15 protein-coding genes are annotated in these 22,934 nt (G+C 50.2%); 4 read left to right on the forward strand and 11 right to left on the reverse strand.

Annotation, left to right across the window (positions count from 1 at the left end):
* Window positions 1–139 precede the first annotated feature (139 nt).
* The 4 genes from BP71_RS04995 to BP71_RS05010 form a co-directional block, all read right to left on the reverse strand.
* The gene (locus tag BP71_RS04995) at window positions 140–2,134 is read right to left on the reverse strand and encodes a plastocyanin/azurin family copper-binding protein (RefSeq protein WP_496377232.1); all 1,995 of its coding nucleotides are present in this window, start codon (window positions 2,132–2,134) and stop codon (window positions 140–142) included.
* 34 nt (window positions 2,135–2,168) lie between these two features.
* A complete protein-coding gene (locus BP71_RS05000; protein WP_496377234.1) occupies window positions 2,169–3,896 on the reverse strand; it encodes a 3-keto-alpha-glucoside-1,2-lyase-like domain-containing protein in 1,728 nt (575 codons plus the stop codon).
* Between the two features lie 174 nt (window positions 3,897–4,070).
* Window positions 4,071–4,703, reverse strand: a complete 633-nt coding sequence (locus BP71_RS05005) for a hypothetical protein (protein WP_496377235.1) — start codon at window positions 4,701–4,703, stop codon at window positions 4,071–4,073.
* 65 nt (window positions 4,704–4,768) lie between these two features.
* Window positions 4,769–4,978 carry a response regulator transcription factor gene (locus BP71_RS05010; protein WP_496377237.1) on the reverse strand — a complete coding sequence of 70 codons (210 nt, stop codon included), beginning with the start codon at window positions 4,976–4,978 and terminating at the stop codon, window positions 4,769–4,771.
* 592 nt (window positions 4,979–5,570) lie between these two features.
* Here BP71_RS05010 and BP71_RS05015 point away from each other — a divergent pair.
* Together BP71_RS05015 and BP71_RS05020 are read left to right on the forward strand one after the other, a co-directional pair.
* Window positions 5,571–8,888: a SusC/RagA family TonB-linked outer membrane protein gene (locus BP71_RS05015; protein ID WP_496377239.1), complete on the forward strand. Its 3,318-nt coding sequence runs from the start codon at window positions 5,571–5,573 to the stop codon at window positions 8,886–8,888.
* 18 nt (window positions 8,889–8,906) lie between these two features.
* Complete coding sequence (locus BP71_RS05020) at window positions 8,907–10,433, forward strand: SusD/RagB family nutrient-binding outer membrane lipoprotein (protein WP_496377241.1); 1,527 nt, start codon at window positions 8,907–8,909, stop codon at window positions 10,431–10,433.
* A 78-nt stretch (window positions 10,434–10,511) separates the two neighbouring features.
* On the opposite strand, the gene polA is transcribed toward BP71_RS05020, so the two are convergent.
* Window positions 10,512–13,388 carry a DNA polymerase I gene (polA, locus tag BP71_RS05025; protein WP_496377243.1) on the reverse strand — a complete coding sequence of 959 codons (2,877 nt, stop codon included), beginning with the start codon at window positions 13,386–13,388 and terminating at the stop codon, window positions 10,512–10,514.
* 540 nt (window positions 13,389–13,928) lie between these two features.
* Here polA and BP71_RS05030 point away from each other — a divergent pair.
* On the forward strand, window positions 13,929–15,965 hold the full coding sequence (locus BP71_RS05030; protein WP_496377749.1) for a S9 family peptidase: 2,037 nt from the start codon (window positions 13,929–13,931) through the stop codon (window positions 15,963–15,965).
* A gap of 56 nt (window positions 15,966–16,021) precedes the next feature.
* On the opposite strand, the gene BP71_RS05035 is transcribed toward BP71_RS05030, so the two are convergent.
* The 6 genes from BP71_RS05035 to BP71_RS05060 all read right to left on the reverse strand — a co-directional run bounded on the left by BP71_RS05035 (window position 16,022) and on the right by BP71_RS05060 (window position 21,161).
* Entirely contained in the window at window positions 16,022–17,302 is a 1,281-nt protein-coding gene (locus BP71_RS05035) for an O-acetylhomoserine aminocarboxypropyltransferase/cysteine synthase family protein (protein ID WP_496377245.1), read from the reverse strand.
* Window positions 17,303–17,440: 138 nt separating this feature from the next.
* A complete protein-coding gene (locus tag BP71_RS05040; RefSeq protein WP_496377247.1) occupies window positions 17,441–17,971 on the reverse strand; it encodes an NADPH-dependent FMN reductase in 531 nt (176 codons plus the stop codon).
* 47 nt (window positions 17,972–18,018) lie between these two features.
* Window positions 18,019–18,546 (reverse strand): DinB family protein, encoded by a 528-nt coding sequence (locus BP71_RS05045; protein WP_496377249.1) that lies wholly within the window; start codon window positions 18,544–18,546, stop codon window positions 18,019–18,021.
* A 69-nt stretch (window positions 18,547–18,615) separates the two neighbouring features.
* On the reverse strand, window positions 18,616–19,563 hold the full coding sequence (locus BP71_RS05050) for a helix-turn-helix transcriptional regulator (protein WP_496377251.1): 948 nt from the start codon (window positions 19,561–19,563) through the stop codon (window positions 18,616–18,618).
* Between the two features lie 35 nt (window positions 19,564–19,598).
* Window positions 19,599–20,612: an LLM class flavin-dependent oxidoreductase gene (locus BP71_RS05055; RefSeq protein WP_496377253.1), complete on the reverse strand. Its 1,014-nt coding sequence runs from the start codon at window positions 20,610–20,612 to the stop codon at window positions 19,599–19,601.
* Window positions 20,613–20,723: 111 nt separating this feature from the next.
* Entirely contained in the window at window positions 20,724–21,161 is a 438-nt protein-coding gene (locus tag BP71_RS05060; protein WP_496377255.1) for a DUF2147 domain-containing protein, read from the reverse strand.
* 504 nt (window positions 21,162–21,665) lie between these two features.
* Here BP71_RS05060 and BP71_RS05065 point away from each other — a divergent pair.
* Window positions 21,666–22,892 (forward strand): sensor histidine kinase, encoded by a 1,227-nt coding sequence (locus BP71_RS05065; RefSeq protein ID WP_496377257.1) that lies wholly within the window; start codon window positions 21,666–21,668, stop codon window positions 22,890–22,892.
* Window positions 22,893–22,934 lie beyond the last annotated feature (42 nt).

A 22,934-nucleotide genomic window follows, 5' to 3' on the forward strand; every position in this document is an offset into this window, starting at 1 on the left:
GTTTTATTAAATCAATGAATTATACCAATCAAAGTAGTCCGTAATGCCATTCTCCTTGTAATTGGCAGGTAATTATCGGAACGTAAATGTCAGGGGGAAATAAATGCCGGACGGATCAGTCCGTCCGGCATCCGGAAGGTTATTTTACTACTTTTAGTTTTCCCTGCATGAGCGTGTAATGCCCTGGAAAAGTGCAGACGTACTGATAAGTGCCCTCTTGCTTCGGTGCAACGAAGTAGATGGATTCGGATTTTTCAGGCTCCACAATATTTGTGTGGAAGAGGACATCATTGGTTTTGGGAACATAATTCAGCTCGGAGCCTTTCAGTCCCAGATTAAGTCCTGCTTCACCTACCGCATTGGCAGCTCCGGGTTTGGTAATGACCAGGTTATGCAGCATATCGTCGTTGTTGTTGAAGACGATCTTGATCTTGCTGCCCGCTTTTACCTGTATTTCGGAAATATCAAATTTCAGGCCGGGGACCGTGCCGATTGTTACCACCTGGTCGGGGCCGTTGGTCCAGCCCGATGGCATTTCCGTCACCCGCTTCGCCGACGGTGCCGTGGTGGCTGCCTCGGTGGCAGACATGTTATGTGCACTGTGGTCGACGGCAACCGCCTTTACGGTCGTTGTGAACTGTGATGCGCTGGCCGGTGAACCTCCTGCAATTTCATTGAGGGTATAGTACCCGTTTGTATGTAACAGCGCATTTCCATCGGGAGATTTTACACCTTCTGCCTTGATTTCGTGGATATATCCTTTGCGCAGGGACGCGGGATCCACTACGAGACGCACGCGCAGGCCGTCTTCCGAAACGATGATGCCTTTAAGAGGGACTTCCTGGGTGTTGATGATCGGGCTTCCGTAAGTTTTGTGGTAACGGTATGTGAAGCTGCTCATTTTATAGGCGTCCTGATCGGCTGCTGCTTTTTTGTCGACAGGGCTGGTGAATGTGATTTCAAAACCATCCGGCATAGAGCGCACGGTTTTCATTTCAAACGGCATCTTGCCGGTCCAAACGAGCCTTTGGATGCCAAACTCTTCCTTACCTGTTGCGGACCATCCACGGCTGGTTTGTCCTACGAACATCGAGCCGTCCAGGCCCCATTCCAAACGCAGGATACCGGACATAAATCCTTCACGGAAGGGGAAAACGGTCCCCTGCCACACGCCGTTCACTTTTTCAAGATCTACACGGGTGATGATGCTGTGTCCCTGGTCTCCCACGAACATCTGGCCGGTGAAAGGGCCAAATGCGCCGTTGGTGACGTCTTCTTTGAAATCGGAGGTAGAGATCCCCACCAACGTATGCGGAAACCACACAGCCGGCGGTTTGATGCCCGGGATCTTCTTGGCTACGTCGTATAAAGGTTCTCCGGTGCTGGGAACATCCTCGGGGCTGAGTTTAACCGGCGATCCTACTTCCTTGCTCCATCTTAAACCGGCGGGGTTTCCGGCGAAATCGCCCTTTTCCAGGTGTGTCATACGCCCGGAACCGACCCAGTCACCCTGGTTTTCGGTATAGAAAATATCGCCCTTGTAGGATCCGAAGCCGGAAGGCGAGCGGAGGCCTGTTGCGTAAGGCGTGAGCTTGCCGTCCTGGCCAAGTTTGAGCATCCAGCCGCGCCATTTCGACTGGCTGGCGCCGCGGCCGACCCAGTCGAGGTTCAGGGTAACGAGCATTTCGCCGTTAGGCATGGCTACGGGACCATAGGAGTACTGGTGATAGTTGCCGGAAAGCGGCCAGCGCGTAAATGAATCGTACACATCTGCGACGCCATCGTTATCGGTGTCTTCCAGGCGGGTTACTTCGCCCCGTTGTGAGATCAGGAAATCTTTGCCGCGATACAGCAGGCCGAGCGGCTCGTGCAGTCCGGAAGCGAAACGATGGAAGGATGGCTTGCCGTCGCCTTTCAGATAGGGGTTGCCAACCATCCACACTTCACCCCGGCGTGTCGAAGTTGCCAGGCGGCCGTCTGGCAGCACCTGCATCCCGCCTACTTCCATTTTGATGTTTTCTGGGATCGGGATGGTGATGATGCGGTAGTAATCATCAATCTTATTGGGTTTTGACTGCGCGAAAGCACTCACACAACCAGCAGAAATCAGCGTAGTTAAAAGGATATTTTTCATTGATGGAAATCAAATGGTTAAATGTTTGTCAAGCCTACCAGAACAGCGAGTAGCTTGTCTGATTGGATACGGGCAGAATGAGCTCTTTCATTTCGCCTGCGGGACGCACAGTCGCTTTTGCTTTTTTGTCGATCTGGACGTAGAAACGGTCATCCACCTGATAGAGTCCTTTTTCGATTTCGACGATTTGTTTGCCGCTGGCCAGCAATGAATACAAGGCACCTGCCGAAGAGCCGTCGACCCGGAAAGTCCTGGTCAGGCTGTTTCCGCCGGATTGCAGCTCGTCGCTCACGGTCGCACCGCCGATTGCGTAACGGAAAACCGGGTATCCTTTTGGGTCGATCTTGTAACCGAGGTAATTGATGTTGGAGGAATCCGGCCATGCGACGGATGTGTTCTCAAGCACTGCCACACTGCTTCTGCCGGATACGTGTACTTTCAACCCTGCGGGGAAGAGCAGTTGGGGTTCGCCGCGTTCGTACCACATTTCGGTAACATCCGCGAACTGTCCACGCCATGCCTGAACAAGTGCGCCACGGTTCAGATCGACCGTGTAGTTCCAGCCGTCGGGACTGCCTACTGAAATGCAATGCGTGCGTTTGTATTTTTCGCCTTCCACCAAAATGAATGAGCGTACCATTTCAGGGCGCATTTCGGGCGTTACGCTGATGTAGGGTTTCGGTTCAGGCTCCGGAAGTGATGATAATGCGTGCAGGTCGTAAGGGCGTACACCCGCTTTCTCTACGCGGAGGCCGAGCGCGGGTTGCCGCCATGGGAAGCGGGAATAGTAGATCCTGAACTTATGTTTTCCCTGGGTAAGGCTCGCAGAGCCGGTATGCGTTTCCTGAGAAGTGCTTTCACCTCCTGAAAAAACATTTTTGCCATCTACATCGAGGGAAAGGACAGGGCCTGAATAAATGGTTGTGAAGATGTAGTCACCCGCTTCGGTCACATCCACGTCTCCTTCGTACACCAGGTGAAATTCACGCATTCCGTTGGTCACTTCCTGGGTTAGCACGGGAGATTTTCCTTCGTGATCAAGCTTGCTATATTCCTTAGCATCCCATTTATCACCATATACCTTATAATTCAGGTTGCTGATCGACAGCGGTTTAAGATTAGCAAGGAGCTGATAGCCGACATTGCGGAAAGCGATACTGCCTTTGGTCACTTCGAATGCGAGCGGCTGGCCATCACCGGTCGCTTTGGAATTGGGCAGATACACAGTTTCAAGTACAGTCACACCATTTAATACGAGGGAATTGAGCTTTGCGGAATTGGCTACCTGTGCCACCGATGCATCATAGGAAAGTTCCAGCGTCTGCCAGAGACCTGCTGATTTGGCGGCATTCTGGGTAGGGAACTGACCGACGTAGCCGGAAGTCGACGCATCCGCTGTCTTTTGTTTGCTGCTGTCCGAGATTTTCACCTTCTGGCCTCCCGGTAATACGATGAATCCCTCTGCGCCAGGGGAGACATTGAATTCTACGTAAAGACGGAGGTCGCTGGCCTTGAGGCGGGTGATCAGGGCTGTGCCGACGTTGCCGACCAGTACACCGCTACCAGGCATGGACTTGGGTTTTACGGTACCGGCCGGATGTATGGCAATGCCACCCTGGACAGACCAGTTGGTGGCGGCACTTTCAAACGCACTGAGGTCTTTGAGAGGAAGAGGAGAGTAATTTCCCTTCGCTGTCTGGCCCATTACCATTACCGGGCACGCCAGGAAAAGGAGGGAGACTTTCTGAAACAAATGATGCATTGGAATGTATTAAGTGTATTGTTTACAATTAAAGGGCGAAGTTCGGAATTTTTTCTACTATTATATCTTGAAATAGTATGAATTTTTTTAAGGTTCTTTGGATGATAAAAAGGGGCCGCCATTGATAGGCGGCCCCTTGTCCATTCTTTAAAAAAATAAATTTGCATCCATATTTCACTCGTCTTTGGTACAGTTGCATGAATTACCGCATGTGGCATAATAGCCGGTTTTACACGTTATGCTACAACAGGCATTCGAGCAAGATGAGCTCCCTGTTCCTCCGGAATAGTGGCAGACTTCCGCAACATTCTCCGGATTGCCTTTCAATGTCGGCAGCGGGCCTTGAAATGCAATACCGATCGCTTCGACAGCGGAATTTGAGAAGTAGCTCGAAGGAAGGCCGGCTTCTAGTTTCAGCAACTCTTCGGAAGCAACGCTAAAAGTATATCGCAAACCCGTTTGCGGCTCGTTTAAGACAATCAGATGTTTCAGATACAAGACTTCAAAATCGCCGGACTTTATTTGAAGACTATTCCAGTCCTTTTTTTCGAGAAAGACGTTTACCGTGTGCGGCTTGATTCCACCATTGGTCAAGACAATTTGTAGCCGTTCCTGTCCATTGTCGGTGTCCTTTTTCATGGATACCCGACCTTCTTTGAAGTAGAGACCGCCATGTTGTTGTGCCAGTTCTGCTCCGTTAGGGAGGTAACTTGGGAATTCCGGACGCTCATTGTTCTGTTCACATGAGATGAAAATCATTGCAAATGCAAGAGCAATGGCGAAGATCAAGGCAATTATTTTTTTCATAGATAGATGTGTTTTAGATTGAAAGACAAAGTTAATTCGCGGCTATCGACGAGTAAATCCCCCCTTTAGAGTGATTTTTCACGCTTCTTTTCGAATGCAATCGCAAATTCGAGCAGGGGTGTCGGTTGGTCCGTTACCTCCGGAATTTTGCGGATAATGTTTTTACGGTGGGACTTGACAGTCTCCGTGCTCAGGCACAAGCGGTCGGCGATGACGCGCGATGTTAATCCCTGCGCGATCAGACGGATTATTTCACATTCTCGGTAGGTAAACATGGCGATCGGTTCTTTTTGGTCCGCCATTAATACGACAATTCCAATAAACAGTAACAGAAGAATGATCCAGCGTGCCTGTTGAAAGATTAAAAGTTCAACAAGGATGAATAGTTTCCGTTGAGCGTATATCGGAAAGAGTTGATGTAGGTATCACCTTTAAGCCAGACCACCACCCCGACGCAATAATCCGCGAATAGCCCACTTCAAAGATTTTCCTGTATTATTTCAACAGTGCGAAGCCTGTTTTAGGGTTTTAAAAGCAGCATATGTTTAAAATGTTACTAAACAGTTGAATAGAGCAACGTACGATCGCTTTTTTATTAAATCTGATTTTGTAAATTTAAAGGAATACGGCGCTGCTGCCGAGCGTGGGTGCGGCATGAGTGTTGTAGTCGTGTGTGCAGCAGTTCGTGAGCGTTTCAAGCATTGATCAGTTGTCGTTACAGGGCGCCAGAAGGTTCTTTCGAATGGCCGATTTGTTTATAGTATGTTAATAAATACTTAACACAATAGACTTTAATTAAATAGATTTTTGCGTTTTAAAAGGCATCGTTTGCCCATTCTATTTTCTCACCTTAATAAACAAGTGCTCATGATCAAACACTTTTACTTGTGCTTCCGGCTAAGTATTTTCAGAAGCGGCGCGTGCGCGGGCATCGCGCTCACGGGCCTGATGTACTCGCATGCAGGCATCGCGCAGTCGGTCGTCACCGGGCAGGTGATTTCCGGCGATGATAAAGCGCCTCTCGCAGGGGTGAGTATCATTGAAAAAGGAACAAACAACGGGACGGTCAGTGATTCGAATGGAAAGTACCAGATCACAGTGAAGGGCGCCAGCTCGGTGCTGACCTTTTCTTTCTTGGGCTATGTGTCACATGAACTTACCGTTGGCGGTCGTGCGGTGGCGGATGTGACGCTGATCGCCGATCAGAAACAACTGGCAGAGGTAGTAGTAACCGCTCTCGGTATTAAAAAGGACGTCCGTAAACTGGGCTATTCAGTGCAGGAGCTGAAAGGCGAAAGCATTGTCACAGCTCGTGAGACCAACATTGTCAACCAGTTGGCGGGTAAGGTAGCCGGGGTGACCGTCGTAGGGAGCCCGTCGGGGATCGGCGGTTCGGCACGGGTAACGATCCGCGGTGAACGGTCCGTGGATCTCAACAAAAACCAGCCCTTGTACGTGATCGATGGTGTACCGATCAGTAATTCGATCACTGGCGGTTCGGGACAGGGTAACCTGGAAGTCGATTTCGGCAACGGTGCGAGCTTTATCAATCCCGACGATGTCGAAACGATGAGCGTTCTGAAAGGACCTGCCGCGGCGGCATTGTATGGATCCAGAGCGGCGAACGGGGTGATCCTGATCACGACCAAATCCGGGAAAGGTAACAAAGGTATCGGTGTGGAGGTGAACAGCAACACCACCTTCGAGCGCGCTTTGAAACTGCCTGAATATCAGAATAAATATGGGCAGGGAAATGGAAATGGGGGTGATTTTGCCTTCGTAAACGGCGGCGGCGGCGGTTTGACCGACGGCACCGATGAAGGCTGGGGCCCGGCATTCAACGGCCAGAGTTATCCGCAATATAACTCACCGCGCACACTGAACGGGCAGGCGATACCTTACCTCGGCGGCGACCTGAATGCGCCGGCGGGAAGCGTAATCACGCCGACGCCCTGGCTACCGGACGTGGACGGCCTGAAAAACTTCCTCAAAACAGGCAGGACGCTTACTAACAATGTCGCGTTGATCGGCAATAATGACCAGGGCAACTTCCGGTTGTCGTACACGAACCTGGACCAGACGGGTATTGTGCCGAATACGGACCTGAAACGTCATACGGTCTCATTGAGTGCAGGTTACAATCTTACTAAGAAGTTTTCGGCCAAGACATTTGTGAGCTACATTAAAAGCGCCAGCGGTAACCGCCCGTCGATCAGCTACGGTACCGAGAGCATTATGTACCTGTTCAACTGCTGGCTGCCGCGTTCGGTGAAGGTTTCGGATATGGAACGTTTATGGATGAACGGCCTCGAAGGCCGGCGTCAGTTTGGCTGGAACTATAACTATCACGATAACCCTTATCTGACTGTCTTCGAAAACACCAACAGCCAGGATGTCAACCGCATTATCGGTAACGTTATCCTGAAGTACGATTTCACCGACTGGCTGAGCCTGCAAGTTCGTACCGCTACCGACTGGGGCAACGAGCGCCGCGAATACCGCCGCGCATTCAGCACCCAGAGATTCCCATTCGGCCAGTTCCGTGAAACGAAGATCAACACGGAAGAGCGTAACAGCGACTTTTTGCTTTCTTTCAACAAGGACATCAGCAAGGATATCAACATCTCGGCGACTTTCGGGGGCAACCAGAATCGCCAGAGTTCGATTTACGATGAAGAAAATGCAGGCCAGCTGAACCTGCCGGGCATTTATAACCTGACCAACTCACGCATTGCGCTGGTAGCTTCGCAAAGCAAGGTAGGCAAGCGTATCAACAGCTTGTACGGTTCGGCATCGGTTTCCTTCCGCAACTACCTTTTCCTCGACGTCACAGCGCGTAACGACTGGAGCAGCGCATTGACGCTCCCGAAGGCTCTGAAAGCATTTGGCACCGAAAACAACTCCTACTTCTATCCATCGGTGGCGTTGAGTGCCGTAGTGAGCGATATGACGAAGCTTCCTGAGGTGGTCTCCTTTGCCAAGCTCCGCGCCAGCTTCGCACAGGTGGGTAACGATACCGATCCGTTCACGTTCACGCAGGCGTACAACCCGAGCACGCCTTACGGAAGCTCGCAGATCTACGGCGAAACCGACCGTCTTGCCAACCTGAACCTGAAACCTGAGATTAGCACGGCCTATGAATTGGGTGCGGACTTACGTTTTTTCAAGAACCGTGTAGGTCTGGATTTCACATTCTATCAAAGCAAAACCAAAAACCAGATCCTGCAAATCCCTCTCTCGCAAACAACGGGCTATAATGGTCGTTTCTTCAACGCAGGTGAGATCAAAAACTGGGGTTTTGAAACAATGCTGAATGTAACTCCCGTCGAAATCAATGATTTCAAATGGAATATCGGCATCAATTTCTCGGCTAACCGCAGCAAAGTGCTCGAACTTTCGGACGGCATTACCAATTTTGTGATGGCGAGCAAGGGGGTGAGCATTGAGGCACGCGTGGGCGAAAGAATGGGGGATATGTATGGCATTGCGTTCGCACGTGTTCAAAATAGCAACCCGGCGCAGCCTTATTATGACGCAACGGGCCAGAACGTAGGCCAGATCGTCTACAAAGACGGTCGTCCGGTACCTACCACCAACGTTCAGAAAATGGGTAACTACAATCCCGACTGGCTCGCAGGTATTTCCAATCAGTTCAATTACAAGAATGTGAAGCTGAGCTTCCTGTTCGATATCCGTCACGGAGGGAAACTGTTTTCTGAAACGCAAGTTGTTGGTCGTGAGGGTGGTATCATCAAAGAAACACTCGAAGGACGCGCTGACGGCTACGATCTGAATAAGCCGGGCAATGGTGTGATCGGCGACGGCGTGGTGCAGAACTCGGACGGCTCTTTCAGCAAAAACGACGTGAAACTGACCGCCCGCGCGTGGCATACTGCATATACCGGCGGCCGCAATATCGCCGAAGGTGTGATGTATGATGCTTCATTCGTGAAACTTCGTGAAATACAGCTGGGCTACTCGATCCCCAACCGCATCCTGGGCCGTTCGCCGATCAAGAACATCACCATTTCTTTGGTAGGACGTAACCTCGCATTGTGGTCGAAAGTACCGCATGTGGACCCCGAAACAATGGCTTACAACGGCGGAACTGCACTGCCAGGTATCGAATACATGTCGATCCCTTCAAGCCGCAGCTATGGTTTCAATGTGAGTTTCAAACTGTAAAATTTCAATTGGAGAACAATGAAAAAGCTAATTCCGATATACATCATGGCGGCGCTGACCTTGTCGGCGGGGGCATGTACCAATGACTTTGAGGAAGTCAACACCAACAATAACGTTCCGAACGATGTCACACCCGACCTGCTGCTGGCTGGGGTGATCAGGAACATGGTCAACAGCCAGGTGGGCGACGCCTGGGGCATCGGTAACATCGTGGTGCAGCACCATGCCAAGATCCAGTTTGTGAATGAGGATCGTTACCTGTGGGGGCAGCAGAACAGCATTTGGGACAATGTCTACGGCAATATGCGTAATGTGAAGAATATCCTCGACCAGGTTGGTACCGACGACGCGAACGCTTACAAAGGCATCGCGTTGATCCTGAAATCGTGGATGTTCGCGCTGGCGACGGATGCCTACGGTGATATTCCTTACACCGAGGCCACAAAAGGCAAAACCGACGGGGTATATCTCCCCAAATACGACATGCAGGAAAGCGTTTATGCGGGCGTTTTGGCCGATCTTAAAACTGCCAACGATATCCTCGCTACGAGCACGACGGCCGTTTCGGGGGACATCCTGTTCGGCGGAGGTACCGGTTCGCTGATCAAATGGCGGAAACTTGCCAACTCTTTGCGTCTGCGTTACCTGATGCGTATCTCGAAACAGAAGGATGTGAAAGCAGACATGCAGGCAATCCTCGCAGATCCCGCGAAAAACCCAATTTTCGAGGGAATCCAGGATAATGCGGAATTGAAATACCTCGCCTCGGCCCCGAACCAATGGGCACTGTACGGCGCGCGGGTAGGTTCATTCGACGAATTCCGGGTGAGTAAGACGCTGAGCGATCGCCTTACAGCTTTGAAAGATCCGCGTCTGATGGTTTTCGGGCGTCCTTCACAATCGTCGGTAACAGCTGGTAAGCCGGTGATTGAAGGTGTTCCCAACGGTTTGGGTGATGTGCCGGCATTGAACTACAATGGCGGTCCACAGGGCGTGTCGCGCGTCGGTTATACGTTTGCTTGTCTCGTTTGCAATGATCCTGGCCAGGCTCCGCCGGATCCTGCCGCACCGCGTGGTATCATTATGAACTATTCCGAATTACAGTTCATCCTCGCCGAAGCACGTGAAAAAGCACTGATAACCACCGGAACGGCCGAGGGATATTACACGAAAGGTATTCAAAGCAATTTTGACTACTGGAAAAGCGTGGTACCGTCCTCTTACGGCATCAACGTTACGCCGGACGCGTCTTACTACACGCAGCCGGGCGTCGCATACACGGGCACGGGCGCGGAAAAACTGGCAAAAATCGCATTGCAAAAATGGGTCGCATTCTATTTCAACGGCCTGGAAGCATGGTTCGACTGGCGCCGTACAGGTATGCCGGAGATCAAACCAGGCCCAGACAACCTGAACCAGAACAAAGTGCCGGTACGTTTCATTTACCCCTTGTCGGAGCAGTCGCTGAATGGCGCCAACCGTGAGGAAGCGGTGAAACGCCAGGGAACCGACGACCTGAATACGCGGACGTGGGTGGCTAAATAACAGTCTAAGCAGATTTAATGCAAAAACGCCGTTCGCTGAATCAATCAGCGAACGGCGTTTTTGCTTGTTTTAAACGGCTCAGTGCGCTTCGAGCCAGTTGGCACCGACACCGATACCCGTCTCCATTTTCACGGCCATAGGGATCGCATTACGCATCAGTTCGTCCACCTTCTCTTTGAGCAACGCAATCTCATCCCGGTGCGCGTCGAACACCAATTCATCGTGCACTTGCAGGATCATGCGTGATTTGAGTTTTTCAGCCTTCATGAAATCGTGGATACGGATCATCGCCACTTTGATCATATCAGCCGCGGAGCCCTGGATGGGTGCATTGATGGCGTTTCGCTCGGCATAGCCGCGGTTTGTCTGGTTGCGGGAGTTGATGTCCGGCAGGTAACGGCGGCGGCCCAGGATCGTTTCCACGTATTCTCTTTCGCGGGCGTCGTTCACGATTTTGTCCATATAACCTTTCACGGCCGGAAATTCCTCGAAATAGGCCCGTATGATCTCGCTCGCTTCTCCGCGCGGGATGGCCAGCCGCTGGGCCAGGCCAAATGCGGAAATGCCATAGATGATACCGAAGTTGACCATCTTGGACTTGCGGCGCATGTCGGAAGTGACCTGGTCGAGCGGCACCTGGAATACTTTGCTGGCTGTGGTGGCGTGAATATCGCGTCCCTGGTTGAACGCCTCTGTCATACTCGCATCGCCGCTAAAAGCCGCCATAATCCGGAGTTCGATCTGCGAATAATCGGCCGAAAGGATCTGGAAATCATCATTGTCTGGCACAAATGCCTTGCGGATCTCGCGTCCCCGCGGCGTCCGGATCGGGATGTTCTGCAAGTTAGGGTTAGTTGAACTTAAACGGCCCGTTGCGGCCACGGCCTGGTTGTAAGAGGTATGGATACGGCCCGTGCGGCTGCTTACCATGGTCGGTAATGCATCCACATAGGTCGATTTTAGTTTTTGTAATTCGCGGTAATCCAGAATTTTGCGAGCGATCAGGTGATTGCTCTCCAGATCGGACAGGATTTCCTCTCCGGTTGCGTATTGGCCGGTTTTGGTTTTCTTCGGTTTGTCGATCAGCTTCATCTTTTCGAACAGGATCTCACCCAGCTGCTTGGGCGAGCTGATATTGAAGGATTGCCCGGCCGCTTCGTATATTTCACCTTCAGTTTGCCTCAGATCCAGTTCGAGTACGGCCGACATGTCTTTCAGGGCACCGATATCGAGTCTCACCCCGGTGTTTTCCATGGATGCCAGAACATTCAGAAGCGGCATTTCCACCTCCTGGAAGAGCTTGGCGGCGTTCACTTTCGGAAGCTCACGGCGGAAAATCGTATTGAGCTGAAACGTGATGTCGGCATCTTCGCCGGCATACTGGGCAATCTCCGGAATCGCCGCGTCCCGCATATTCCCCTGCTTTCCGCCTTTTTTACCGATCAGCGTGGTAATCGACACCGGTTCGTAGTTGAGGTAGGAAGCCGCGAGAATGTCCATCCCATGGCGCTTATCCGGTTCGAGCAGGTAATGCGCGAGCATGGTGTCGCTCATGTTACCTTTGACCTCAATGCCATAGTTTTTGAGCACAAGCAGGTCGTACTTGATGTTCTGGCCTATTTTTTCAATGTTTTCATTTTCAAAAACCCCGCGGAAATGCTCCACGATTTCCTGGGCGGCCTCCCGTTCCGCCGGCACGGGAATATAGAATGCTTCGCCGGCCAAATAGGAGAATGAAAGCCCTACCAGCTCTGCATCGATGGTATCCAGCGACGTGGTTTCCGTGTCGAAACAGAATGCGTCCTGTAAGCTCAGGTAGTGAGCCAGGCTCGTCATGAGTTCGGGCGTATCCACGACGTGATACCGGTGAAACGTGTTATCGATCGTCCGTTTGGTGGTTGGTATACGGAGCTCTTCGGAAGTATCCCCGGCGGGCTCTCCATCGGAAAGGTCGCCGCTGATGACAGCGGGTTGCTGCCCGATTTCTTCGGTGGGATTGCCGAACAGGTCCAGCTGGCCTTTCGTGCTCTTGGACGGGGCCGGACGGGCGAGAGCGGGTGTCGCGGTGGACGCCGACGCCCCCAGAACGCGGGCCTTGAGGGTCTTGAATTCGAGTTCATCAAAAAGCTCTGCGATCAGCTCTGCATTGGGCGCGCAAATCGTCAGATCTTCCGGATCGAACGGCACCGGGACCTTGCAATCGATTGTCGCGAGTTGTTTGCTGAGTACGGCTTTGTCAAAGTTTTCACGGATCTTTTCCCCCAGCTTGCCTTTGATCTCGTCGGCGTGCGTGATGAGGTTTTCGATGGTGTCGTATTCCTGGATCAGTTTCTGTGCGGTCTTTTCACCCACACCCGGGATCCCCGGAATATTGTCGACGGCGTCGCCCATCAGTCCCAGTATGTCGATTACCTGATCGATACGCTGGATCTGCCAGCGTTCGAGAATCTCAGCAATGCCCAGTACTTCCGCGCCTTTGCCGAGAAATGCCGGCTTGTAAATATGTACGTGTTTTTCAACCAGCTGACCATAATCCTTGTCGGGCGTCATCATGAAAACCTCGAAATTGGCCAGCGATGCTTCCTTGGCAATGGTACCGATGATGTCGTCGGCCTCGTAGCCATCCAATTCCAGGATAGGTATACACATTCCTTTCAGCAACCGTTTCACAAGCGGAATGGCCACGGTAATATCTTCCGGCTGGGCTTCACGTTGCGCCTTATAAGCCTCGAACTGAATGTGCCGGAAAGTAGGGGCAGCGGTATCGAATGCAACCCCGATGTGTGTGGGTTTTTCCTTTTGAAGCACCTCCAGAAGGGTATTTGTAAAGCCGAAAACTGCACTGGTGTTCAGTCCCTTCGACGTGATACGGGGCGCTTTGATGAATGCGAAATGGGCCCTGTATATCAACGCCATGGCGTCAAGAAGGAACAGCTTGTGAACGGGTTTTTCCATGAGGTAATTTGATGATCGAAATTCAAATATAATGTAAGTGCGGTGACTGCGACGGATTGCAGAAGGTTTTTTGTAGTTTTAAAATAGAAGTATTCGATGGTTGCTACTTTTGTGTCTTTTTAAAAGTTTAATACTTTTAAAAATTTTAGTACAAATCGATATTTGATTTCTACAAGAAAGTATTGAATGTATAATAATACTTTGGAAATTATAAGTATTAAAAGTTAAAAAAGTTTAATGAGTATACACTACATGATATATATTAAAAGTATAAAAAGTATTTAACTTTTTGATAGTATTGTTTCCTTAAAAGAATAGAATATTTAATATTTTCTATACATTATATTAGTAATAAAAGTATTGTAATAATTATTTGGTAAATTTTATATTAAATATCTGATAATCAATAGCATGTTAACCTTATGACGCCGTATGAGAATTATTTTCTTACTTTTAGCTGTTGTCATTTTTTCGTGTAATCAAAACAAACCCGTGAAAGAAGCATATCAATGGCCGGGAGCCAAGCCTCCCGTAGCAGTAATGAAAGACCATGAAACCGGAATGCATGGCGACAAAAGAAATGATGAATATTACTGGATGGGCGATTTTTTCCGCGAAGGACCCGATAGCAATAGGGTAGTCGACTACCTGAATGCCGAGAATGCCTATACTGATACGATGATGTCCGGTACCAAGGCATTTCAGGACGTACTGTTCAAGGAGATGAAAGGGCGGATCAAGGAAAAGGATGAATCCGTGCCGGTGTTCAGTAATGGGTACTGGTACTATACCCGCAGCGAAGAGGGAGAGCAGTACTTTAAATATTGCCGCAAAAAAGGTTCGCTGCAAGCTCCCGAGGAAATCCTTCTGGACGTGGATCAGATGGCAGAAGGTCACTCGTATTATTCAGCGGTAGGTTTCAATGTAAGTCCGGATAACAGGCTCCTGGCTTACGGCGTGGATACAGTATCGAGACGACAGTATACGCTCCACATTAAAAACCTGGAAACGGGCGAACATTTCGCGGATGAAATTTACCCTGCCAGCGGTGGCTCGGAATGGGGGAATGATAACAAAACGCTCTTTTACACAGCCACCAATCCCAAGACCCTCCTGAGCGAGAAGATCAAGCGGCATACTTTGGGGACGGATTACAAAAAGGACGTGGTGGTATATACGGAAAAGGACAAGAGTAACTACATCGGAGTTGGCAAGACAAAATCCGACAAATATATTGTGATCGCTTCTTCGGCTACCATGTCATCCGAGTACCTGATCCTGGATGCGGATGAGCCGACCGGCCAATTCGAGGTATTTCAGCCACGCATGAAAGATGTGCTCTACGATGTGGACCACCAGGGGGATAAGTTTCTGATCGTCACCAATAAAGATGCATTGAATTTCAGGCTGATGGAAACGCCGGTTGGCCAAACAGGTGTCGAACACTGGAAAGAAGTAATTCCGAACCGCACGGATGTGCTGCTGGAAGGTATCGATGTATTCAGGGACTATCTGGTGATAACGGAGCGTAAAAATGGCCTTTTGCAGCTTCGGATCAGGAATATCGGTTCTGGCAAAGAACATTATGTGGACTTCGGCGAGCCTGCTTACACCGCTTACGCCGGATCTAACCCGGAATACAACACCACGACGCTGCGTTATGTGTACACATCGCTCACAACGCCCAGCTCGGTTTACGATTACAGCATGGAGACGCGTGCGAAAGAATTAAAGAAGCGTCAGGAAGTGGTAGGGGGCTACAATCCGGAGGAGTATGTGACGGAACGTTTATATGCGACCGTGCGAGATGGTGTAAAAGTGCCTATTTCAGTGGTTTATAAAAAAGATACGCCTAAAAGTACCGATACTCCCTTGTTATTGTACGCCTATGGTTCCTACGGCAACAGCATGGATGCGGCTTTCAGCAGCACGCGCCTGAGTCTGCTCAACCGCGGGTTTATCTACGCACTCGCGCATATACGCGGCGGGCAGGAAATGGGGCGGCAGTGGTATGAGGATGGTAAGATGTTTAAAAAGAAGAATACTTTCAACGATTTCATCGACTGTGCGGAGTTTCTGGTTGAAGCGCAGTATACCTCACCGGGACATTTGTTTGCGGAGGGTGGCAGCGCAGGTGGTTTGCTCATGGGCGCGATCGCCAACCTGCGGCCGGATCTCTGGCGGGGCATCATCGCTGACGTGCCATTCGTGGACGTGGTGACGACGATGCTGGATGAAAGTATTCCATTGACAACCAATGAGTTCGATGAATGGGGGAACCCCAAAAATAAAGATTCCTACTTTTATATGAAATCCTATTCGCCCTATGATAACATCGAGAAGAAGGCGTATCCCAACATGCTCATCACCACCGGGCTCCATGACAGTCAGGTTCAGTATTTCGAACCTGCCAAATGGGTAGCCCGCCTGCGTACGCACAAGACAGACCAAAATGTACTGCTGTTGAAAACTAACATGGAAGCCGGGCACGGCGGCGCCTCAGGCCGGTTCGACTACCTCAAAGAGATTGCCCTGCAGTTCGCATTCATGTTCGCGCTGGAAGGAATTGGTCAATGATTGAGTGGTTCAATTTTGAATGACTGACTGGGTCGCCGGTCAGTCATTCAAAATTACTAAGCAATCGCCTGCTCTACATCTGCAATGATATCATCAATGTGCTCGATCCCTACGGAAATGCGGAGCTGGGTTGGGAGTACTCCGGCTGAAATCTGCTCTGTTTCAGACAATTGCGAGTGTGTGGTGGACGCAGGGTGGATAATGAGCGTCTTGGCATCGCCGACGTTCGCCAAGTTGCTGATCAGTTTCAGATTGTCTACGAATTGCTCGGCCGTTTTCTTATCGCCTTTAAGTGTGAATGAAAGCACACCGCCAAACCCGCGCGTCAGGTATTTCTTGGCCAGCGCATGGTATTTGTTGCCTTCCAGACCGATGTAGTTCACGCTTTCCACTTTGGGGTGTTTTTCAAGCCACTGCGCCAGTTTCAGTGCGTTCTCGGCAATGCGTTCGACGCGTAACGACAGTGTTTCCAGCCCTTGCAGGAATAGGAACGAGTTGAATGGCGAAAGGGAAGGACCCCAGTCGCGCAAGCCCTCCACGCGGGCGCGGATAATGAACTGGATATTGCCGAATGGCCCGCCAATGCCGAAAACGTCGTTGAGGACCAGTCCGTGGTAGCTCGGCGAAGGTTCGGTGAACTGCGGGAACTTGCCGTTGCCCCAGTTGTAAGTCCCTGCATCCACGATCACGCCGCCGATCGATGTACCGTGGCCACCGATCCATTTGGTAGCGGACTGCACTACTACGTGTGCACCATGTTTAATGGGCTGAAAAATGGCTCCTGCGGCGCCGAATGTGTTGTCGACGATCAATGGGAGGTCATACTTCGTAGCGAGCGCGGAGAAAGCTTCAAAATCCGGCACGCTGTAACTCGGATTTCCGATCGTTTCGAGGTAGATGAACTTTGTTTTGTCGTCGATGAGCTTTTCGAAGCTGTTTACGTCGTCGCCGTCGGCAAAACGGGCTTCCACACCGATGTTCTTGAAGGAATTTTTGAACTGGTTGTGAGAACCGCCATAAAGAAATGATGTGGTTACAAAATTGTCGCCGACGGTGGTAATGTTGTTGATGGCCAGAAACTGCGCCGAATGCCCAGAAGCAGTTGCCAGAGCAGCCACTCCGCCTTCCAAAGCTGCTACCCGTTTCTCGAACACGTCGTTGGTCGGGTTCATGATACGGGAATAGATGTTTCCGAATTCCTTCAGTGCAAACAGATTGGCGGCGTGTTCGGCATTGTTGAATACGTAGGAGGTGGTTTGGTATATAGGTACTGCACGGGAGTTGGTAACAGGATCGGGTTGTTGTCCGGCGTGCAGCTGCAAGGTTTCAAATTTCATTGGTTAGAACGTTTAAGGTGGATAAACCTCAAATGTATCAAACTAAATGATATTACTCTATAAAAATTATAGTCTTTTGCTTGCCGGATAATAAATTGCATTTTACACAGTCGATGAGAAGAAGAGTCGTCGGCGATATCACCGACTATGGCTCAGCAGGTTGTCGCCTAGTGCCCGCAGCGATGTCAATAGCTGCGGATCGGTCACCCGGCCTTCCGGGCCGATCTTCTTTTTGATGTTGGGAATGGACAATGCAGATGCTTCATCTTTTCTTGTGCCCAGTGCTGTCAGCGTCAGAAGCAGGGATGCCAGCGCATGGCTGCCACCGGAATTGAGCGGCGAAGCGCTGATCGCCGACACCAGTTTATCGTTGAGATCGCCGGTGGCGACGGTCCAGTCCAATGCATTTTTGAGGGTACCCGGCACGCCGAATGCGTACTCGGGTGTACAGATCACGACCGCATCCGCATTTCGGATCGCTAATTTGAAACGGGTTACGGCCGGGGTATCTTCCAGGCCCGGACTGAAGTGCGGAAAGTCGTCCAGGCCTGTGAAGATCTCAAAAGTAACAGATGGGAGAAAGAGCTCTCCCAAGGTTTTTAGGATGATGGTGTTGGTGGAATCGTTACGAAGGCTACCCGAAATGCCCAGTATGTGAATCTGTTTCATACCTGCTATACAAAAGCGGCAACGGACAGGTTTCAGGGACTGCCAATTTATTTAGCCATGACATTATAAAAATTGTAGTCGGTCATGGGGGCGTCCGTGAAGCCGAGGTTGCGCCCCATGGTGATGATCTGCCCCCGGTGATAAGTCGTGTGGTTCACTACATGCATGATGTACTCAAAATTTGGAAAGTTACATTCGAACCATTGGCTTACCACCCGGGTATCCTGCTGCAACTGGTCGGGAGAGAGGCTTTCTATGTGGGCTGCAAGCTCCTCAGATTGCGCCAGAAGCGTATCAAAGGTCGCGTGAAGATCTCCATCGAAATCCTGGCCGTTATAAATGCTGTCCGGACGGATGATCGAGAGCCAGTAGCGCTGGGTTTCAAGGATATGGATCAGTGTCTGACGGATGGTAGTAAAGCTCGATTTAAGCTCAGTTTCAAGGATTTCGGTTGGTTTTGTCCGTAGCCAGTTAACAAGCGTGCAGTTGGCCCAATGGTTGTAATCTGCAAAATTTTTCATCGCGTAGGCCAGATTCATTTCTGCGGTCGGATTTGTGGTGATTGCTGCTGACATGGTGTTCTTTGTTTAAGTGTAATACAAAGAAAAGCAGAAGGCGTGACAGCCCTATGTCAGTAGCGGGGACTAGTGGCTTAAATTTTCTGAAATTTTTTCCACCAGTTGTTTCATGGTTGTTTTGAGGGATTCGGGTTCGAGAATGCAGGCATCCGGGGCGATCATCAGGAACCAGCGTGCAAACCCTTCCAGGGATGCGCTCAGGAATGTCATTTCAATGTAGTCGTCCTGCTCAGTTTCAGAAACGAAACCATAATAAAGCCGCTGCTCCCGAATGTAGCGGGCCACGCGTTTCTCGATGCGTATCCGCACCAGCCGCATGTTTTCGTTCTCCCAGCTATCGTGCATGAAATCTTTCAGGGGTGCATGCTTGTGTACGAAGGAGCGCTCGGTAATGTCACACTGCATAATCCGGTCGGAGCGAAAGTTCCGGTAGTCGTTACGCAGGTGACAGAACGCGATGGTGTACCAGTAGTTGTTTTCGTGGTAAACTCCAACCGGTTCGATGACACGCTCTACCGGTTCAGGGGCGCTTAGGGCCACGTAAAGGATTTTCGCGATCTTGCGTTCGGAGATGCTCCTGAGCAATACATCCAGCGTATTGCTGTTGGGTTGATGGAATGCGCGTGGGCGGTGACGGACTTCAATATGGTTTTCCAGGCTCTCCACCATCGACTTTTCGGTGCTTCGCAGCACAGCCTTGATCTTGTACATCGCCGACTGGTATTGCGATTGTGTCGAAAAATCCGTGAATTTTTCCACGAGCTTTTCCGCCGTAATGAAGGTTCGCGCCTCTTCTTTGGTGAACATCACAGGAGGCAGGCGATAGCCATCCATGATCGAATAGCCCACACCTGCCTCGCCAATGATCGGCACACCTGCTTCCGCAAGCGAATTGATATCCCTGTAAACCGTCCGGAGACTGATTTCGAACCGTTCCGCCAGATCCTGTGCCTTGACAATTTTTCGGGACTGTAGTTGGATCAGGATAGCTGTAATGCGGTCGAAGCGGTTCATGAGTGTCGGTGAAGAATTTCCGGCACAAATAACGGTCAAAGAACCGGTTCTCTCAAATTAAATGCCTCGGAAATGAGTTCGAACGATTTCACGCGGCTTTCGACGCTGTCGGCCATCGTTGAGATAATGATCTCGTCGACCTCGAATTCACTGGCCAGTTTGGTAAGCTGTTCTTTCACGGAATCCGCTGTACCCGACACGATCCTGCCGCTATTGTAACGGATGCGCTCCAATTCCCCGAAGTCGAATTGATATTTTCGCACTGTTTCGGGATCGGGGAACGGCCCAAACTTGCCTCGTTCAAATTCGACCAAAACGTAATCCATCATTTTGCGCATCGCCGCCGCTTTTTCTTCCGTTTCGCCACACAGCGTAAATACCGAAAGGATCACCCGTGGCTTGTCAAGCTGGTCGGACGGCCGGAAATTACGACGGTATTCTTCCACGACATCGGGCCGGACAAACCCGTTGATAAACTTCGCGACCGCCAGCCCCATGCCGAACCGCGCCGCAATACTGCTGCTTCCGCCGCTGGAACTCAATATCCATTGTTCCGGAATCGTGGGTGACTGCGGTGTAGCATAAATGAAGCCACGCTCGGTTCCTGCGGTATCCCTGAAAAAATGCTGGAGATGTTCCAGCTGACGGAGATAGCTGCTTTCGCTGAAATCGTTGGATGGGTTAAGTAATGAGGAAGTAATGCGGTCGGTACCAGGTGCGCGACCCATTCCAAGGTCGATGCGGCCGGGGTAAAGTGTTTCCAGCATCCGAAAGTTCTCGGCCACTTTCAAAGCGCTGTGGTTGGGCAGCATGATCCCTCCGGAACCAATGCGGATATGACTCGTTACATCGGCGAGTTTTACCATCAGTACCTCAGGGGTGGACCCTGCGATGAATGTAGAATTATGGTGTTCCGAAACCCAAAAACGGCTATAACCTAGTTCCTCTGCCAGCTTTGCAGTGGAAATGGTCTCCTGAATGGCTTCCTGTACCGTAGATCCCTGTCTGACAATGGATTGGTCAAGAATGCCCAGTTTGATATGCTTCATAAGTCAATTTGCGATTTGAAGCATAACACGCCAAAGAGATTTTATATTCAATGGAAGGGCTTGAAATGCCCTTTCCCGGGGTATAGTAACGTTCGACCAGGGGTAGGGAGGTCAAAGTACCCTGTCCCAATAAGTACTCCTGCCGAGTAACGGAATACCCACATAACTGCGGACTTCCATTTTATCGCTCTTCAATCGTATCAGGCAATTGTAGGTCTTACCGCTTTTGGGGTCATACATTTTCCCACTGTCCCAAAGGTCTTCGCTAAAGACGAAGTTGTTTAGCAGGTTTACATGCAACAGGTTACGGGTTCGCAGGTTGCGGTCGGAGTTACGGACATCTTTTTTGGATGTGCGTCCGTCAGTTTCGAATAAATCCTCGGACCAGAGCAGGCGTCCGAAATATTCGTCGCCATTCCTAAAGATTTCGATGCGGGTATCTTTTTCTTCGTTGATCCACTCACCAATGATCTTGTCGGCTGTCACGATCTGTGACTCTGCGGGGAGAAAACTAGCAAAAAAAAATAGTGTAAAAAGTATGTTATACATTCTCGATACTATGGCCTGGTTAGTTAGTGACCGGTTTTACCTCTTTGAAATGTTCAAAACGAAAATGATGATAAAAAAGATCAGAAATGTCTTGTTGGTTTGAATTCGCTAAAATTGACTCGTAATTCATGTCTACTATCAATGATTTTTTATTTAACATTGATAGATTCGCTAGTTAACAGTGTTAGCAATTTTGCGTTTTCAAAAGTACACTGGATTTAATACTATTTTGAAAATAATTGGTGTGACAATATACAACTCTTGCTCGTATTCCAAAAACAGAATTTTTCCAAGATCATAGTTGCTATCCGACTTAGTGGGGAATGCCGCTGGTACCCGTGGTGCCTGATTGGAGGTTCAATGCAAAATCTGTTCCCGGTCTCGGTAACCTGCAGCGCTCGTCAGGTCTCGCGAATGTATCGCGTGTGGGTGGGCACTCTTTTTTATAGAAGTAGTTCTCATTTTGCCAGAATGTTTGTAGAATTGAACACAAACCGGATTTGCATGACTAACGCTGCGCCTATTCCCGCAAACGAGTTGGAACGTTTGATGGGATTATCAGACCTTGACATTGATTATTCAGATCAGAAATCATCTTTTCAGGAACTTGCCAAACTGGCCGCGAAGGTGGCCGGAACGCGAGTATCCCTGGTGAACCTGATCGACTCACTCACACAATGGACGATTTCCAATTACGGCCTCGATATTGAGCAAATGCTGAGGGAAGATTCTGTATGCCAGTATACCATCATGGAGGCAGACCATCTGGAAGTGGGTGATCTGGCGGCTGACGAACGTTTTAAGAACAAATTTTACGTAACCGGTGACCCAAATGTGCGCTACTACTATGGAATCCCGCTAAGGACGGGAGAAGGATTGCACATCGGCGCCTTATGTGTGCTGGACCAGGAGGTGAAAGTACTGGATCCCGAGAAGATCGAGCTGCTAAAAATCATCGCGGATGAGATCGTAGCCCGGTTGAAGACTTTCAAGGTCATGGAGGGGCTCAAATCCAGACTACTGGAAGCACGTCAGACACAGAAAAAAGTAGCACATGACATTCGCGGGCCGTTAGGTGGGATCGTTGGACTGGCGCAGATCATCCGCGATCAGGGTGAGCGTAACCACATGGATGAAGTACTCGAATTCATCAATCTGATTCATAAAAGCGGCAATTCTATTCTGGACCTTGCAGAGGAAATCCTCGACTCACACCGCGAGAAGAACACAATGCCGGTTGGAAAACCTAATGAAAACGGGCAGAGTTTTAACCTGGCGGTGTTTAAAGACAAGCTGGAAAAACTGTATGGCCCACAGGCGAAGCACAAGAGTATCCGGTTCGCAGTGCATACAAGCCCTTTGACGGAGAATATTTCCTTTTCGAAAAATAAGCTGCTCCAGATCACGGGAAACCTGATTTCTAATTCTATGAAATTTACGCCCGTGGGCGGCGAAGTGACGGTGGAGCTTCAATTGCTGATCGACCTCGCCCGACCGGTATTGAGCATTGCCGTGCAGGATACAGGCCTGGGTATGAGCGATGAGGGCATCCAAGCCGTTTTATCGGGTAATGCATCGTCAACGGAAGGCACGGGAGGTGAGCACGGCTTTGGATTTGGTCTTGCATTGGTGAGGCATCTGGTGCATAGCCTTGGTGGGGACATGTCCATTATCTCAGAGCCGGGCATCGGCACGATTTTCGGGATCACGTTGCCACAGCACATTTATTGAAGGCTTGTTCGGGTCCCGGAACGGGCTGTTTTTGGTTTGTAG

It is taken from the genome of Dyadobacter ginsengisoli DSM 21015 (genome assembly GCF_059568735.1).

Bases quoted from the DNA above. Each gene is read 5' to 3' on its own strand.
- BP71_RS05005 (WP_496377235.1), bottom strand. From the start codon at position 4,703: ATGAAAAAAATAATTGCCTTGATCTTCGCCATTGCTCTTGCATTTGCA.
- BP71_RS05000 (WP_496377234.1), bottom strand. From the start codon at position 3,896: ATGCATCATTTGTTTCAGAAAGTCTCCCTCCTTTTCCTGGCGTGCCCG.
- BP71_RS04995 (WP_496377232.1), bottom strand. From the start codon at position 2,134: ATGAAAAATATCCTTTTAACTACGCTGATTTCTGCTGGTTGTGTGAGT.
- BP71_RS05060 (WP_496377255.1), bottom strand. From the start codon at position 21,161: ATGTATAACATACTTTTTACACTATTTTTTTTTGCTAGTTTTCTCCCC.
- BP71_RS05050 (WP_496377251.1), bottom strand. From the start codon at position 19,563: ATGAACCGCTTCGACCGCATTACAGCTATCCTGATCCAACTACAGTCC.
- BP71_RS05055 (WP_496377253.1), bottom strand. From the start codon at position 20,612: ATGAAGCATATCAAACTGGGCATTCTTGACCAATCCATTGTCAGACAG.
- BP71_RS05035 (WP_496377245.1), bottom strand. From the start codon at position 17,302: ATGAAATTTGAAACCTTGCAGCTGCACGCCGGACAACAACCCGATCCT.
- BP71_RS05045 (WP_496377249.1), bottom strand. From the start codon at position 18,546: ATGTCAGCAGCAATCACCACAAATCCGACCGCAGAAATGAATCTGGCC.
- BP71_RS05040 (WP_496377247.1), bottom strand. From the start codon at position 17,971: ATGAAACAGATTCACATACTGGGCATTTCGGGTAGCCTTCGTAACGAT.
- polA (WP_496377243.1), bottom strand. From the start codon at position 13,388: ATGGAAAAACCCGTTCACAAGCTGTTCCTTCTTGACGCCATGGCGTTG.
- BP71_RS05020 (WP_496377241.1), top strand. From the start codon at position 8,907: ATGAAAAAGCTAATTCCGATATACATCATGGCGGCGCTGACCTTGTCG.
- BP71_RS05030 (WP_496377749.1), top strand. From the start codon at position 13,929: ATGAAAGACCATGAAACCGGAATGCATGGCGACAAAAGAAATGATGAA.
- BP71_RS05015 (WP_496377239.1), top strand. From the start codon at position 5,571: ATGATCAAACACTTTTACTTGTGCTTCCGGCTAAGTATTTTCAGAAGC.
- BP71_RS05010 (WP_496377237.1), bottom strand. From the start codon at position 4,978: ATGTTTACCTACCGAGAATGTGAAATAATCCGTCTGATCGCGCAGGGA.
- BP71_RS05065 (WP_496377257.1), top strand. From the start codon at position 21,666: ATGACTAACGCTGCGCCTATTCCCGCAAACGAGTTGGAACGTTTGATG.